Below are 16,026 nucleotides of genomic sequence, written 5' to 3'. Positions count from 1 at the left end.
GACCAATTAGTCATTATTATAAATAACGGAAAGATAAGAGTCAAATGAGGGCAGGTGTAATAGTGAAGGGTTTAGTAAATTTTGTTCTGAAAAATAAACTGGCAGTATGGTTATTAACAATCATCATTACATTCTCAGGTATTTATTCAGCAACAAAAATGAAAATGGAGTCAATTCCCGATATTTCAATTCCGTACTTAATCGTCATGGGCGTATATCCTGGAGCAACTCCAGAACAAGTAATGAATGAGCTATCCATACCAATGGAAAAAGCAGTAGAAAGCTTAGAAGATGTTAAAGCCGTATATTCAAGTTCATCTTCAAGCGTCTCTCAAATTCAAGTCGAGTATGAATATGGCGTGGATATGGATGAAAAGAAACGCCAACTCGAATCGGCTTTAGATAATGTTGCTTTACCAGAAGAAGTGGAAGAACCAACAATCATGGCCATTAGTATGAATATGATGCCTGTTGTTGCACTATCAGTTAGTAGTTCTAAAGAAGATATCGTCGAATTAACTTCAACTGTTGAAGACTTATTATTACCAAAAATCGAAAAGATTGATGGCGTTGCATCCGCAACAATCAATGGTCAACATATTGAAGAGGTAGAATTCACTTATAATGAAGAAAAAATGGCTGCCCTTGGTTTAACTGAAGACTCAGTGAAACAAATGGTTCAAGCAAGTGACATGTCTCTATCACTTGGTCTTTATGAATTTATTGAAGGTGAAGAAGCTGTTGCTATTGATGGTAAGTTTAAAACTGTAGATGACTTTAAGGAAATGCTAATCCCTGTAACACCAACAGCAGAGAATCCGATCCCATTTGTAAAATTAGGGGATATTGCAACTATAGAAACAGTAGGTAAAGTTAAATCAGTTTCTCGTACAAACGGCGAAAACGCGATTTCGATCCAAATCGTAAAAGGGCAAGAAGCAAACACTGTAACAGTAGTAAATGCTGTAAAAGATTTAATTAAAGAAGAAGAAAAGAAAATTGATGGTCTGATTATCGATATTTCCCTTGACCAAGGTGAACCAATCGAAGAATCGGTCTTCTCAATGGTAGAAAAAGCAGTGTTCGGTGGTTTAATTGCGGTTTTAATTATCCTATTATTCCTACGTGATTTTAAATCCACAATTATCTCGATCATTTCTATTCCAGTTTCCATATTTATGGCAATCCTTTTATTAAACTGGATGGATATTACATTAAATATTATGACTTTAGGTGCGATTACAGTAGCGATTGGACGTGTAATTGATGACTCCATCGTTGTAGTAGAGAATATTTATCGTCGTATGCACTTAAAACAAGAAAAACTTTATGGTCGCGCATTAATTCGTGAAGCAACAATTGAAATGTTTAAACCAATCCTTTCTTCTACAATCGTAACAGTAGCTGTATTTGCTCCATTAATTTTTGTAGGTGGTATGGTTGGCGAATTGTTCATGCCTTTCGCATTAACAATGACATTTGCTTTAGGTGCTTCCTTGCTAGTAGCGATCACGATCGTACCAGCATTATCGCACTTCTTATTCCGTAAAAAACTTTACGGTGAGAAGTCAGAAAGTAACCATAAAGAAGTTGGTAAACTTGCATTGTGGTATAAAGGTGTCCTAGAAAAAGCATTAAACCATAAAGTGATTACATCATTAATTGCAATTATTTTATTAGTTGCTTCGTTCGGTCTTACACCATTAATCGGTTTTAGTTTCATGGGTTCCGCTGAAGAGAAAGTGATGTATTTAACTTATACTCCTAAAGCAGGGGAATTAATGGAAGAAACTGAAGCAAACATTGAAGAAGTTGAAAAAGAATTATTAACACGCAAAGATATTGAAATTCTTCAATTATCAATTAACGATCCAGAAAACATTGATCCAGCTGCCATGATGATGGGTGGTGGTGGAGGCGGTGCATTAATGTACCTAATCTTTAACCCTGACATGGATAACTTCCCTGAAGCAAGAGAAGAAGTGGAAGAATATGTGTTTAATATTGGTCAGTCTGGTGAATGGAAATCTCAAAACTTTGCGATGACTTCAATGGCATCAAATGAAGTAAGCTATACACTTTATAGTGAAGATTTAGATGACTTGATGAAAGCTGTAGATCAAGTTGAAGAAGCATTAACTGGCGTGAAAAACTTAGAAGATATTACAAGTGATGCGGAAGATCCATATGTAGAAAATGTCTTCAAAGTGGATCAAAAACATGTATTACAATACGGTTTAACAACTGGTCAAATTGTTATGGCTTTATCTAGTTCAGGCGTGAAAGAAGTATTATCAACGGTTGAACACAACGGCAATGATATCGAAATCATTGTTCAACGTGAAGCAAAAGTAACGCCGGAAACAGTTGAAGATTTATTAAAAACTGAAATAGAAACACCACTCGGTACTACAATGTCATTATCTGAGTTAGTGACAATTGAAAAAGGTACTACGCTAAATACTTTAACTCGTTCAGGCGGGGAGTATTACGCTACTGTATCCGGAACAATTGTTGGCGATGATATTTCAAAAGCATCATCTGCTGCAGATGATAAAATTGATGATTTAGATTTACCTAAAGGTGTAACAACAGGCGTAGCTGGTGTTGCTGCAGATATGGCTGAAACATTCACACAACTTGGTATTGCGATGATTGCAGCCATTGCCATTGTATACTTTGTATTAGTTGTGACATTCGGTGAAGGATTAGCACCATTTGCGATTCTATTCTCATTACCATTTACAGTGATCGGTGCATTCGTTGGTCTATTCATTACTGGCCATACGATCTCCGTACAAGTAATGATGGGTCTATTAATGTTAATCGGTATTGTTGTAACGAACGCAATTGTACTAGTAGACCGAGTTATTCATATGGAACATGATGGATTATCAATGCGTGAAGCAATTTTAGAAGCAGGGGCTACACGTTTACGTCCTATCTTAATGACGGCGATTGCAACAATTGGGGCAATGTTACCAATGGCTCTTGGTGTTGGTGGTGGCGGAGGTCTTATGTCCGCTGACCTTGCAATTACAGTAATCGGTGGTTTATTAAGTTCGACGCTATTAACTTTAATCGTCGTACCAATCGTTTACGAAATCCTTTCTAAAATGTTAAAGAAAAATCGTAAAGATGTTCGTGAAGACTAATTAGAAAAGCGAAAGGCGCTCGCCCAGCTCCGAAAGAAACTGGAAACTTCCGACAAGCATGCTTGCATGCGTAGGAGGAAGTTGAAGTTTCCGAGGAGCTAGCGCCTGTAGCTAGACACTGTTCAAGATTCATACTTCATAACTTCATAAAAAGGTGTCTCAGAAATGAGGCATCTTCTTTTTATCCAAAAAAAGCCGAGAACGTATAGTTCCCGACTTTGAAGGTATTTTATTTTTGAATAAACATTTGTGTCCAGTAATGACCATCTGCTACATAACCTACACCGATATGAGTGAAGTTTTTGTTTAAAATATTTGCTCTATGGCCTGAACTATTCATCCATGCATCCATAACTTGTGCCGCACTTTTTTGACCTTGCGCAATATTTTCACCCGCTGAACGATAGTTAATGCCATAGTTTTTTAACATTGTAAATGGTGATCCGTAAGTTGGACTAGTATGACTGAAGTAATTTTTATCAACCATATCTTGAGATTTAGCTTCTGCCACACGCGCTACTTCCCAGTCTGATTTTAATGCTGGTAGACCTGCTTTCGCTCTTTCCACATTTACTAGGCGAACAACTTCTTGTTCAACGGCTTGTCCTTCTTGTTCAGGGACATTTATTTTTTGTCCTGGATAAATTAAATTTGGATTTGCTAATTGAGGGTTTACTTCAATTAATTCTTGAACTCCAGTTTGTGTTTTTACTGCGATTTTCCAAAGTGTATCTCCTGATACTACTGTATATGAATTAGCTGCTAATGCAGTTGCCGGTATTAATAAAGATGCTCCTAGAATCGTTGCGATCGCGCCTTTTTTCAAGTGTTTAAACATCTAATCAATCCTTCCTGTTTGTTGTACCCTTATAGTAAAATACTTTTCTATCAATTTTAACCCCGTAAATATTGGTTAAAATGTTACAAAAGTATTACCTCGTAGTTCATTCAGATAAAAAACCTTAATTTGATGCAGTTCTTTAAACCTAAATTCTTGTTAAAATCGCAATAAATCTGTAATAGGGAATATTTTCTGGAGGAAATGATAATCCAATTATTTTGGGGAATTGGAAAATAGGCATGAATAAACCTGTGAAGTTGAAATATCTGTAAATTTTTAAATTAAATTTACAGTTTAATAGATTTTATTTATATAAAATCCATAGTAAAAATATCCCTTTATTACTATTTATAATAAAGTTTACTAGTTTAACATTTTTGTATGATGTTATGATGATAGGAGGAAGGGAGAATTTAACATTATGTATAAAGTAAAACAGCACATAACAAATCTACTCGTGATCATTCTATTATTAACCATTCCATCAATTGTAGAAGGTGCAACTCTATCCGATAAAGCGGAAAACGTGCCTACAAATAAAGAGTGGAAAATTACATTTAACTATCCTGTTGTCGAATCGAGTGTAGTAAATAATATTTACATTACCAATAGCCAAAACGTAAAACAAAACATCACGTATACAGTAATAGATAACTCTGTAATAGTTCATCCTCCGAAAGAAGGCTACGAACAGGGGAAAAGCTATACATTACATATTACAAATAACATTTTAGGCAAGGTTGGCACACTTACAAAAAAGTTAAATCAACCAATTACTAAACCCTTTACAGTAGAGCAAGCTCGTTATTCTGTCGTTCAATTACAAACAGATGGTACATATTCAGAGGTGGACAGGTATGATACTTTCAACACAGCCAATGCTAATTTAAAAGCAAATGAAGCAATTATGTTGGGGAATACATATGTGAAAATTCCAGATGGCTACGCTATAACGAAAGGGTTAACTGTTTATTATAAGCAACCAACTTTTACAACCCGTTATGAGTATGGCGGAATAGCAACGGATACTGAATTGAAATATCTCGATGCAACTGAACAGTATGTCACTGTAGAAGTTGCGGGACAAACAATGTATGTGAAACCATCCGATGTAACATTGATTCCAACTGCCGTAGCTAAAGGGGTATCTTACTATTATGCAGACCGTACCGGTTTATATCACAGAGTCTATCGTCATACGAAACAAAGCTACGATGGGTCCTATTTAATTGGAGAAAAACCAGCGTTTCTAGTAGAAGGTGCAAAATATACGAGCACAGATAGCGTTAATTTTTATGATGCAAATGGGAAACATGTAGGGGAAAGTTATTCTTACTTCCAATATCTCTCACCCCGAGTACCAACAAGTTATACTGCTGAACAGCTTGACCAATATATTGTAGATATACTTGCAGATAGACAAAATACAGGTCTAGCTAAATACGCAAATGCCTCCACAAAAAGTCGATTAATTGGACTTGGAAGTAAATTAAAAACCGTTGAAAAAGAACAACGATTAAATGCATTATTGATCCTTTCACTTGCAATTCATGAAAGCGATTATGGAATGAGTTGTCACGCACAAAACTATAACAATCTGTTCGGTTTAAATGTAACAGACAACAATGCTACATGCTCTACTACGGTAAATAAGACTGCAGCAAAGTATTTTTTAAAACTTGATGTCAATATTGCAGATTTAGCGAATCGATTAAATACGTATTATTTAAACCCAGCTAAAATGTCTGATTTCCGTTATAACGGTGTGGCACTTGGCGGGAAAATCAATGGTATGAATGTGCGCTATGCATCCGATCCATATTGGGGAGCGAAAACGGCTGGTCATATGTATCGAATTGATTCTGCACTTGGAAGTCAAGATTATAAAAAGTATCAACTCGGTATTACAACACGCGACCTCGTAAGTGTACGAACTGCGCCAAATGGGGACCGCGCATATCAGTATAAAATTGATGGAACTATTAAATATCTTAATTTAATGCCTATCACACTCTCTAATACCCCTTCTACAGATCCTGGCTGGCATCGTCTGGTTTCTGAATTGCCAACTAGTGAAGCGGATGTATACACTGTGTTAGAGAATGTTCGCATTGTGAATACACATTAATCATTTAAGTCGTCCCTTCATTGGGACGGCTTTTTTAAATTTGAAGGTTCTCCTTCCAATGTATTATGATGAAATGGGGTGATGGAATGAAAACGAAAATTTACTTAAACAACGATTCCTTTATTTTAGGAACAACACTTAAGGATGAACTAGATCCTGAACAAAGTAACATGGCGCTTCATATATGTGAAAACCCAGATCAGATTATTGCCAATCGAAGTAAACTAGCTACTCACTTAAATTGCGGTCTAACGGATTTCGTTTGTGCTAATCAAACGCATAGCGCAAATGTACATCATGTAACGATTACCGATAAAGGAAGGGGAGCGAAAAGTACAGAAACGGCGATTCCCAATACAGATGCACTTTACACTTACGAGCCGAATACACTGCTTTGTACATTTACTGCCGATTGTGTTCCTATCATGTTTTATAACGAAAAGAATGGTTTGATAGGCGTGATCCATTCAGGATGGCAGGGGACTGTAAAAGAAATTACAACGAAAGTGTTGCAGCAGCTAATCAACCACGAACATTGCCAGCCAAATGACATACAAGTAGTTCTTGGGCCAGCTTTAAGCCAAGAAAAATTTGAAGTAGATGAAGATGTCTATTTAAAGTTTAAACAACTCGGTTATGCGGATGAATATATTTATTTTAAAGAAGAAACGAATAAATATCACATCGATAATCAGTTAACTGTTAAAAAGCAATGTGAACTAGCAGGCATTCCACCTGAAAACATTACGATAGATTCAACATGTACATTTACTAGTCCCGAAGGCTTTTCATATAGACAGGATAAAAAAGCAGGGCGACATTTAAGTTTTATTATGAGAAAAATGTAACTAATTATTTCCCATAAAATTAACCAAGGTCATCCATTTTGGATCCTTGGTTTATTACTAAATTTATAAAACTATCATATATTACTTATTGAAGCTATTTTAGAGGGGGATTTATGTATTGCTCATACATGTTGTACGGCCAGGCGAAACACTTAATTTTTTGGCTAGTCGTTATAACGTCAATGTGAATGATATTCAACAAGTTAATCAATTGCCCAATCCTAACCAATTGTTAAACGGTCAAGCAATTGTAATTCCGTCACCCGGATCCACTCACACTGTACAAGTAGGGGACACTTTATGGTCTATTGCACAACAGTATGGCGTAACAATTAATGCCCTAATTCGAGCAAACCGTATAACGAATCCAAATCAACTAACAATAGGAACTACTTTATATATCCCACCTTTACTTCACACTGTATTACCAGGGGAATCGCTATGGCAAATCGCAAATTACTATCAAACATCTATAGAAGCCATTTTAACTTTAAATCGAATCCAAAACTCGAACTACATTTACTCTGGAACTCCATTACTGATCCCACGACCCAAACCACTAATCGAAGTAAATGCCTATACGTATCAAAAGGATGAAGAGGCAGCACAATCCGTATCGGAAATCGGCCATTTATTAACGTACCTGAGCCCTTTCGCTTACATTATTAAACAAGATGGAACTCTACAACCCTTTGCGGATGATTCAATGCTTAGTAGTGGTAAATCTAAACAGGTAGTCCCCATGCTTTCTATCACCAACCTTTCCGTAACAGATGTCGGAACAAATTTAGCTCACGAAGTACTTTCCAATCCATCAACTAGAGAAAAACTCCTTTCAAATGTACTGGAAGTAATGAAGCGCAAAGGCTATAGAGGTTTAAATATTGACTTTGAATATGTTGAACCACGAGATCGTGAAAACTACAACACATTTGTTCAGGAAGCCGTAAATCGCCTTCATCAACAAGGGTATTTTGTATCTACTGCAGTAGCACCAAAAACAAGTGGAGCCCAAGAAGGACTATTATATACCGCCCACGATTATGAAGCTCATGGACGGATCGCGGATTTTGTCGTGTTGATGACATATGAATGGGGCTGGCGGGGAGCATCTCCTCAAGCAATTTCACCAATCCATCACATGCGACGTGTTGTGGAGTATGCATTATCTGTTATGCCCGCTAATAAAATCTATTTAGGCTTTCAAATCTATGCGAGGGATTGGAAATTACCGCATGTTAAAGGGGCTATAGCAGAAACATTTAGTCCTCAAGAAGCCATTCGTCGAGCAACTAAATATAATGCCGCAATCCAATATGATGAAACGGCCCAATCACCGTATTTCCGTTATGTTGATGAACAAGGCCAAAATCATGAGGTGTGGTTTGAGGATGCTCGCAGTGCGCAAGCAAAATTTAATCTGATTAAACAATATCATTTGCGTGGCGTAAGCTATTGGGCATTAGGCTATCCTTATCCTCAAAACTGGGCGTTATTAAACGATACCTTTGACATTAAAAAACTTGTGTAAGGGAGGAATTGTATGGATGTTTATGTTCGCCCCGGTGTATCATTTTGGTACTTAAGCCAGGTCTTTTCAGTGCCCCTTCGACTAATCATTGACTCCAATCGAGATATTAACCCACAATATTTATCAATTGGACAAAGGATACGTGTCCCGGGTTATGTTACAGCGAATTATGAAATAAAACCAGGCGACTCTTTATGGTCCATTGCAAGAAGAAATAATTTAGCCGTCGATACACTATACCTTGTGAATCCAAATTTAAACCCCAATCGACTTCAAATTGGTCAATCCATTCGAGTGCCGAGAAGAGTAACATGGCGCTTTGTGAATGGTAAACAAGAATATGATTATAATACGATGATGAACGACCTTTGGACACTTTCCTCTGTATATCCATTCATGCAAATGTCCATGATTGGTGATTCCGTACTAGGGTTAGATATACCTGAAGTATTAATTGGGCTTGGTTCAAAACGCGTTCACTATAATGCCTCCTTCCATGCCAACGAATGGATTACAACACCTGTTCTTATGAGGTTTTTAAATGACTATTTACTTTCCTTAACAAATCAAAATTCCATGCGCGGCTTATCTACACTACCACTCTATTTACAAGCAATGCTTTCCGTTGTGCCAATGGTAAACCCAGATGGTGTGAATCTAGTGATTAATGGTGCACCTGAATCAAGAAGAGAGCAATTAGTCGAGTGGAATAATGGTAGTTCGGACTTTTCAAACTGGAAGGCAAACATTAATGGGGTCGACTTAAACGATCAGTATCCTGCCAACTGGGATTTAGAAAGAGAACGTAATCCGAAAAATCCTGGTCCGCGGGATTATGGTGGGGAAGCTCCTTTAACACAACCTGAGGCGATTGCTATGGCCAATCTAACAAGGAGACGTGATTTTTCAAGAGTTTTAGCTTTCCATACACAAGGGGAAGTGATTTATTGGGGCTATCAAAACATGGAGCCACCTGAAGCGGAAGTGATCGTGAAGGAGTTTGCAAGAGTAAGTGGGTACGAACCTGTTCAAACCCTTGAAAGTTATGCAGGCTATAAGGATTGGTTTATTCAAGATTGGCGTAGACCAGGCTATACCGTAGAGCTTGGTACAGGGCAAAATCCTCTTCCATTGAGTCAATTTGATGAAATTTACGAAGAAACACTTGGAATCTTTTTAGCAGGTTTATATATGTAACAAAAAGACCGGAAATGACGTGAATAGTCTATTTCCGGCTTCTTTCATGTGAAGTATTCCAACTTAGCATTCGGGAAGAACTTTTTCATATAGCCATATAAATGCTCCTTTATATCTTTCTCTTCTTCTTTTTGATAAATAAATTTATTAATACCGTACTTTCCCCATTTTACACGTCTTGCTGATTCATCTAATTCCAACTTTGTCATTGGATAATTCTTTTCAATTACTTTTTTCGCAGGTCTAGTAAAACGGTGTTGGATGAATTCGAATGTAATATCATCTCTTGCATCTTTAGGTAGTTCCGCATCTAGTCGTTCAAACATATGATAATAGCCTTCCTCCCATCCTTCATGAAGATAGATAGGCGCCACAATAAAGCCAAGTGGATAACCAGCCCTCGCAACTTTCCCAGCAGCCTCAATTCGCTTATCTAAAGGCGAAGTACCAGGTTCAAAATGTTTAATGACATAATCGGCATTTACACTAAAGCGAAATCGTGTTTTTCCATTATGATTGGCATCCAGTAAATGATCGACATGATGAAACTTTGTTACAAACCGCAAATGACCGTATTCTGTTTGCCCAAAATGTTCAATCGCTCTTTTTAATGTATGGGTTAAGTGATCAATTCCAACAATATCAGACGTACAAGACGCTTCAAATCGTGTTATTTCAGGAGCACGTTCAGCCATATATCGATCCGCAGCTTCTAAGATTTCATCGACATTCACATATGTACGTATATACGGTTTACTCCCCATCGTTGTTTGTAAATAGCAATAATGACAATGACCCATACACCCTGTCGCAAAAGGAATGGCATATTCAGCTGAAGGTTTAGACGTATCGAATTTCAATGTTTTCCGAATACCTACCACTAACGTTGACTTCGCAATACGATACTTTTGAAAATCATTGTCCCCTGGTAAATTCCTCACTTGATTGTGGGATGTTGTCTCCCGAATTTCAATTCCCATATGTTCAAACTTTTCCTTCAATTCTTGTCCTAATGGATAGTCTAAAGCTTTTGGTTCAAAATAAACGAGCTGAGGGGTAAATGGTTTTTTCATGCAGTATCTTCTCCAAAACTCTGTGCATACGCTGCTTCTGCTTCACCTAATGTTGAATAAATCGCTAAATCATCCGTTAATGGATAATATGTTTCAAATACAAATATCGCGAGTTCTTCTGGCTTTTCCGGATTTTTCACCACGGCTGCTTCTTGAATATTCGCAACATCTTGAATATGTGGATTTCGAATAAACACATAAACGATATCTCCTGCCTGATAGTTCATCATCTTGTTATCACCTTCCTAGGATTAGCTTGTCTAAATGGGCAAAATTTATGAATTCCATCCAGTGCGATTTTTACATCCTCCGATTGACATAATCAATCGACACAAAAATATTTTTTGTTGGACAAAATAACTAATTGTACATACTTGAATATAGTTAAGTGTGGTGCATAAAAAAAACAAAATCCCATTATTATGTCCCTTGTAATGAATGGGAGGATTGGAGACCCATGAAAAAACTTTTACTATTTCTCTCTATTGTTACTGCTCTGTTTTTGGTTGGTTGTAGTAGCTTAATTCCGAAAGAAGATACAACCCCAGTAGTTAAAGAGGAACAAACAAGTAAAACAGAAGAAACTAGTAAAACGAATGAAGGAAGTTCTATTGGGAACAATGTGGGTGATACAACAAAAGAGGAAAGTCCACCTAAAGCAGAACCTGCCACATCAAACAATGATGAAGACCTAGCACAAGCTTTTTCGGACTATTTAGATGAAGTTGTTTTACTTGCTCCAGAAGAAGATCGTTTAATCGGCCTTTATGACAGCGTAACTGGTGCAAACTACCAAAATGATGAAATTATGTACTATACACTATTAGATGATATCGTGCCGGGGTATCGCCAGTTCGTAGTGGATTTAGAAGCGATTATGCCAAGTCATCCAGATGTGCGAGCGATACACGAAACTTATATAGACGCGGCAAACATCCAATATAACGCATTTGTTTTAATGCTCTCCGCTTTAGAAGAACAGGACCGAAATACGATGGCAGAGGCAAATCAAGGTCTAGATGAAGCGAGACAATTAATACGAGACTGGTTATATGGGATAGAAGATCTCTCAGCGAAGACAGGAATCGCTTTAGAATAAGAAACCAAATTTGCACGACATGTAGATATTTTGCATGTTGTGTATTTTTTTGTGATAAAAATCGTGGACAATGCCATATTAAGAACGAACAAATTGAAGGGAGAGTTCCTCATGGGTAGAGATGATAGCAATAGTAAAGGAACAAATAAACAGTCCTTACCACAAACACCAGATAATCAAAAGATTGCACCAAATAAGATGCGAGAAGAAATTGCATCTGAATTAGACGAGCTTCATCAACTCGTACAAAAGGCGAAAAGGAATTCGAAAGGCCAATAGGAGGTTGAAATTGTGGAATTTAGTCGTGCTCAGGAAATTTACAACTCACCAAAAGAGTATGAAGTAACCTATAATGACGTTTCCATTTGGATCGATCAGTTACACAATGACGGAAAAACTGCTACCGTACATTTAAGACATTCATTAGAAGAGCGGTCAGAAGTGAATGTTGCCGAATTAAAAGAAGAATATTTGATTCAATCTTAACAGTTGCCTACTGGATTATTCCGGTAGGCTTTTATTATTCTCCAACACACAAAAAAGAGGATAATATCATCCCCTAAATTATCCACAAATTATTAACAATTAAAAAAGTCACTGTGACGTAGGTTATCTGCCGAGAGAGCAACTTCGTCAAAGGATTCGCTTAGTTGGTTTATTACTGTGACGAAGTAATTAAGCTCGTTTTCAATTTTATTGTTTTGGAGTTTAGTTTCGCCTACAGTTTGTAAAATGTGTTTAAAGTCATTGTCGGTTTCTATTAGTTGCTCGTTTCCTTTGGCTACTGCTGTTGTAATGGTTTCAAGGGAGTGTGTAAGTTTATCTGCTTGTGAATTTAAGGAAAGGATTAAAGTGGATACGTTCGTTACTGACTTTTTTGTTTCCTCAGAAAGCTTCCTAACTTCTCCAGCTACAACAGCAAAGCCCTTTCCTACATCACCAGCACGAGCTGCCTCAATGTTTGCGTTAAGAGCTAATAAATTCGTTTGATCGGCAATAGTTGTTACGATACTGACAATGTCTTGCATTTGTTTTGAAATAGTAAGTAATACTTGGATTTCCTTTGCTATTGTACAAACTGATTGATGAATATTCTCCATATTTGTATTTTGATTGATTAGTTGCCTTTTGCCATTTTCCGCGTATTGTTCTGCAAGGATGGATAATTCTGCTCCATTATTGGCAAGTAACATGACTCCATGTGATTGGGCTTGTAATTGTTGAAAAGAAGCATTCGTTTGTACAGAGATGGCAGCAAGCTTTTCTGATGCAGCGGCTACATTTTGTCTGATTGCTATTTTTTCTTCTTCTCCTTGCTTTCTTATTCGTTCACTTTCATCATCATATGCCTCAAGAACTAGTTGCTGCTCTAGGTTTACTATTTTAGTAACTGCTCTAATCGCTAAATATTGCTCTTCTTTATCCTTTATATTCTCTTCAATAATATTCATAAGAGAAAGTAGCAGGTCCTGAAAAGCACACATATACCACTTCGTTTTGAGACCAATTCGAACATGTATACTAGCGATGCGAATTCTTTTTTCAAAAAAAGCTTGGTCAATAACACCATCAAATAACTCACTAATATGTTGTGTAAGCGTCTGGGCCAATCTAGATAGCGAACTATTGTCATTGATAACTTTTAATAAAGACGGTTCGTTTGCTAAGTTTTCATAAAACCTCTTCACAATTTGTTCCATTTGTTTAATAATATATGGCTTTAAATTTTGAATGATACGAAGGTCTTCTTTAGTTAGTCCGATCATTTTAATCTGTTTTTCTATCTCTGAATCTTTAGAAATGTCCATTATAATATTAGCCTGTTTGGTTAATACTTTTTCTATTGGTTTACTAGTTTTTTTGAAAAACATAATTGTCACTCCATGTTTCTTTCATTTGTTGAAAGAAATTTTTCTTCAAATGATTAAATGGAATTGGTTTACTAAATAAAAAACCTTGAATTGAATCACATTTCATTTTCTTTAATAATTGGAGTTGCATTTCTGTTTCAACACCTTCAGCGACAATATTTAAGTTCAGTTGATGACCGAGCATAATAATCATTTCGACTATTTTTTGACTATTATTATCTATTTCTAAGTTTGATATAAAGCAACGGTCAATTTTTATTTCATCAATGTTTAAGTCTTTCAAATATTGAAGAGAAGAATAAGCCGTTCCAAAATCATCAATCGATAATTTAATTCCAGTTGCCTTGAATCGATTTACAATATTGATATTTTCTTTATGAATAAGAAAACGCTCTGTTACTTCTAAAGTAAGGTTTTCCGGATGGAAAGAAGCCTCCTTTAAGAGCTCTTCTACCATTTTAGGAAAACGAGGATTCTCAAATTGTTGCGCGGAAATGTTAACCGAAAGTCTTAAGTCAGTCCAACCATTCTGATATAATTTTCGCATTTTATTGATTGATTTTGTTAATACCCATTTTTCTAGTTCCAAAATAAAACCTGTTTCTTCAGCAGCTCCTAAAAATGAGGCAGGCGTCAATAATCCTAAATGAGGATGATTCCAACGAATAAGTGCTTCAACTCCTAGTAACTTTTGATTAATACCAAAATAGGGTTGATAAAATACCTCAAATTCCCCCCTTTCTAAAGCTGTATACAATTCCCTAAGAACTTTTTTGTTTGTTTCATTCGTTCCTTTTAAATGTTTATCAAATTCATAGCAATGAAGACCATGCGTATTATTATTGTTATTTGCTGAAATCTCTATGGCCAAAGATGCTAATTTGTTATAAATAGCGAGTGCATTCATTGTCTCTTCATCAGGTTTTCCTACCTCTCTTTTATAAAGAACAATCATTCCTATTAATTCTTTTTTTGAAGAAAGAAGAGGAATTGACCAACAAGCACGAAATCCATAAGAAGTAGCAATATGCCCATTCTTATCCCATAAAGCATTATTTTGAATATCTGATACAATTATAGGTTGTTTTAAAAAGGCTGCAGTTCCACATGAATCTCCATAAGGACTGACATCTATGGGTTCTATAGCTTTTATAAAGTTTGTAGGAAGCGATGAACTCGCAGTTTCTACCAATTGCTCTAATAAAGGATTGTACAACAGGATGGATCCATACAATTTAAAAGAATCACAGTTGTTTTCAATACTTTCCACGATAAAGGTTAAAATGCTCTTTAACGGCATACCTGATGAAATCATTTGGATAATGGTTGTTTGCTCCTCGAATAAAGAATTCCGAACTGTAATCATCGTATTTCCCTCTTTTCCAGTTATAAATTATCAAGATATTCTTTTTTATTATTACAAGTAATAACAATTGTCACCATAAGGAAAACCCCTAACAATTATTGAAAAAAATCCCTATATCAAACTAGGTCATTCTACTATACTAGCGAGGGGTTAACCCTATTTTAGTAATTAATACAAAATATTATATGACTGTCCAATATTTACTAAAAACATGTTATATTAGTATTAGATAACTCTAATCAGGAGGTGCAAGTATGATTTCAGTATTACTTGCCGACGATCATGCCATTGTACGTTCGGGAATTAAGCATATGGTTAATAGTCAATCGGACATGACAGTAATAGATGAGGCGGAGAACGGAGAAGAAGTAGTTCATAAAGCATTAGATTTACAACCAGATGTTATTATAATGGATTTAAATATGCCTAAAAAGAGCGGCCTTGTTGCAACAAAGCAAATTAATGAAGCAAATAATAAAATTAAAATTATTGTATTAACGATGCATGAAGGGAAAGAATATCTTTTTCATGCATTACAGGCAGGTGCTTCTAGCTATCTATTAAAAACTTACCATGAAGATGATTTAATTGAGGCCATTCGAACAGTTTTCCGGGGAGAGGCTTATTTATACCCTAATGCTACAAAACTTTTATTAGAAGAATATATGAAAAAAACAGATGCAAATGAAAATGATTTACAAAAACTAACAGGACGTGAACAAGAGATACTATCTTATTTGGCTAAAGGTTATACCAATCGAGAAATTGCAGAGAAATTATTTCTTTCAGTTAAGACAATCGAATCACACAAATCCAAAATCATGGATAAATTACAATTGAAAACGCGTCCAGATTTAGTGAAGTTTGCAGTGAAAAACGGCTATTTAGACTTTGATTAAATAAGGGAGTTTAAGGAG

Annotated in this window: 14 protein-coding genes; 9 read left to right on the top strand and 5 right to left on the bottom strand. The window is 36.1% G+C overall.

Features of this window, described 5'->3' with window-relative positions:
- The first annotated feature begins 62 nt into the window (after window positions 1-62).
- A complete protein-coding gene (locus EK386_RS05885) occupies window positions 63-3,155 on the top strand; it encodes an efflux RND transporter permease subunit (protein WP_126658113.1) in 3,093 nt (1,030 codons plus the stop codon).
- Between the two features lie 229 nt (window positions 3,156-3,384).
- Here the strand turns inward: EK386_RS05885 and safA are convergent, their stop codons facing one another.
- Window positions 3,385-3,993 carry a SafA/ExsA family spore coat assembly protein gene (gene safA / locus EK386_RS05880; protein ID WP_126658112.1) on the bottom strand — a complete coding sequence of 203 codons (609 nt, stop codon included), beginning with the start codon at window positions 3,991-3,993 and terminating at the stop codon, window positions 3,385-3,387.
- A gap of 424 nt (window positions 3,994-4,417) precedes the next feature.
- Here safA and EK386_RS05875 point away from each other — a divergent pair, with 424 nt between their 5' ends.
- From EK386_RS05875 to EK386_RS05860, 4 genes are all read left to right on the top strand, one after another.
- The gene (locus tag EK386_RS05875; RefSeq protein WP_126658111.1) at window positions 4,418-6,124 is read left to right on the top strand and encodes an N-acetylglucosaminidase; all 1,707 of its coding nucleotides are present in this window, start codon (window positions 4,418-4,420) and stop codon (window positions 6,122-6,124) included.
- An 86-nt stretch (window positions 6,125-6,210) separates the two neighbouring features.
- Entirely contained in the window at window positions 6,211-6,972 is a 762-nt protein-coding gene (gene pgeF, locus EK386_RS05870) for a peptidoglycan editing factor PgeF (protein WP_126658110.1), read from the top strand.
- A 118-nt stretch (window positions 6,973-7,090) separates the two neighbouring features.
- The gene (locus tag EK386_RS05865; protein WP_126658109.1) at window positions 7,091-8,503 is read left to right on the top strand and encodes a LysM peptidoglycan-binding domain-containing protein; all 1,413 of its coding nucleotides are present in this window, start codon (window positions 7,091-7,093) and stop codon (window positions 8,501-8,503) included.
- 12 nt (window positions 8,504-8,515) lie between these two features.
- Window positions 8,516-9,700: a M14 family metallopeptidase gene (locus EK386_RS05860; RefSeq protein ID WP_126658108.1), complete on the top strand. Its 1,185-nt coding sequence runs from the start codon at window positions 8,516-8,518 to the stop codon at window positions 9,698-9,700.
- Window positions 9,701-9,744: 44 nt separating this feature from the next.
- Here EK386_RS05860 and splB read toward each other — a convergent pair whose 3' ends face one another.
- A complete protein-coding gene (gene splB / locus EK386_RS05855; protein ID WP_126658107.1) occupies window positions 9,745-10,773 on the bottom strand; it encodes a spore photoproduct lyase in 1,029 nt (342 codons plus the stop codon).
- Window positions 10,770-11,003 carry a transcriptional regulator SplA domain-containing protein gene (locus EK386_RS05850; RefSeq protein WP_126658106.1) on the bottom strand — a complete coding sequence of 78 codons (234 nt, stop codon included), beginning with the start codon at window positions 11,001-11,003 and terminating at the stop codon, window positions 10,770-10,772. The genes splB and EK386_RS05850 overlap by 4 nt, the downstream gene beginning before the upstream one ends.
- A gap of 227 nt (window positions 11,004-11,230) precedes the next feature.
- Between EK386_RS05850 and EK386_RS05845 the strand changes: the two genes are divergently transcribed.
- The 3 genes from EK386_RS05845 (at window position 11,231) to EK386_RS05840 (ending at window position 12,358) form a co-directional block, all read left to right on the top strand.
- Complete coding sequence (locus EK386_RS05845) at window positions 11,231-11,872, top strand: hypothetical protein (RefSeq protein WP_126658105.1); 642 nt, start codon at window positions 11,231-11,233, stop codon at window positions 11,870-11,872.
- Window positions 11,873-11,983: 111 nt separating this feature from the next.
- Entirely contained in the window at window positions 11,984-12,151 is a 168-nt protein-coding gene (locus EK386_RS20295; RefSeq protein ID WP_179966004.1) for a hypothetical protein, read from the top strand.
- A gap of 12 nt (window positions 12,152-12,163) precedes the next feature.
- Window positions 12,164-12,358, top strand: a complete 195-nt coding sequence (locus EK386_RS05840; RefSeq protein ID WP_126658104.1) for an H-type small acid-soluble spore protein — start codon at window positions 12,164-12,166, stop codon at window positions 12,356-12,358.
- A 92-nt stretch (window positions 12,359-12,450) separates the two neighbouring features.
- On the opposite strand, the gene EK386_RS05835 is transcribed toward EK386_RS05840, so the two are convergent.
- Both EK386_RS05835 and EK386_RS05830 read right to left on the bottom strand, forming a co-directional pair.
- A complete protein-coding gene (locus tag EK386_RS05835) occupies window positions 12,451-13,743 on the bottom strand; it encodes a globin-coupled sensor protein (protein ID WP_126658103.1) in 1,293 nt (430 codons plus the stop codon).
- Complete coding sequence (locus tag EK386_RS05830; RefSeq protein ID WP_246027599.1) at window positions 13,724-15,043, bottom strand: sensor domain-containing phosphodiesterase; 1,320 nt, start codon at window positions 15,041-15,043, stop codon at window positions 13,724-13,726. Before EK386_RS05830 ends, EK386_RS05835 begins: the two co-directional genes overlap by 20 nt.
- A gap of 320 nt (window positions 15,044-15,363) precedes the next feature.
- Here EK386_RS05830 and EK386_RS05825 point away from each other — a divergent pair, with 320 nt between their 5' ends.
- Window positions 15,364-16,008 carry a response regulator transcription factor gene (locus EK386_RS05825; protein ID WP_126658101.1) on the top strand — a complete coding sequence of 215 codons (645 nt, stop codon included), beginning with the start codon at window positions 15,364-15,366 and terminating at the stop codon, window positions 16,006-16,008.
- The last annotated feature ends 18 nt before the right edge of the window (window positions 16,009-16,026 follow it).

Origin of the sequence: Lysinibacillus antri, from assembly GCF_003977595.1 — a bacterium.
GTDB lineage: Bacteria > Bacillota > Bacilli > Bacillales_A > Planococcaceae > Ureibacillus > Ureibacillus antri.
This window is presented reverse-complemented; position numbering and strand designations above follow the sequence as displayed.

Coding starts and splice junctions, on each gene's coding strand:
- splB (WP_126658107.1), bottom strand. CDS start 10,773: ATGAAAAAACCATTTACCCCTCAGCTCGTTTATTTTGAACCAAAAGCT.
- EK386_RS20295 (WP_179966004.1), top strand. CDS start 11,984: ATGGGTAGAGATGATAGCAATAGTAAAGGAACAAATAAACAGTCCTTA.
- EK386_RS05825 (WP_126658101.1), top strand. CDS start 15,364: ATGATTTCAGTATTACTTGCCGACGATCATGCCATTGTACGTTCGGGA.
- safA (WP_126658112.1), bottom strand. CDS start 3,993: ATGTTTAAACACTTGAAAAAAGGCGCGATCGCAACGATTCTAGGAGCA.
- EK386_RS05875 (WP_126658111.1), top strand. CDS start 4,418: ATGTATAAAGTAAAACAGCACATAACAAATCTACTCGTGATCATTCTA.
- EK386_RS05860 (WP_126658108.1), top strand. CDS start 8,516: ATGGATGTTTATGTTCGCCCCGGTGTATCATTTTGGTACTTAAGCCAG.
- EK386_RS05850 (WP_126658106.1), bottom strand. CDS start 11,003: ATGATGAACTATCAGGCAGGAGATATCGTTTATGTGTTTATTCGAAAT.
- pgeF (WP_126658110.1), top strand. CDS start 6,211: ATGAAAACGAAAATTTACTTAAACAACGATTCCTTTATTTTAGGAACA.
- EK386_RS05845 (WP_126658105.1), top strand. CDS start 11,231: ATGAAAAAACTTTTACTATTTCTCTCTATTGTTACTGCTCTGTTTTTG.
- EK386_RS05830 (WP_246027599.1), bottom strand. CDS start 15,043: ATGCCGTTAAAGAGCATTTTAACCTTTATCGTGGAAAGTATTGAAAAC.
- EK386_RS05835 (WP_126658103.1), bottom strand. CDS start 13,743: ATGTTTTTCAAAAAAACTAGTAAACCAATAGAAAAAGTATTAACCAAA.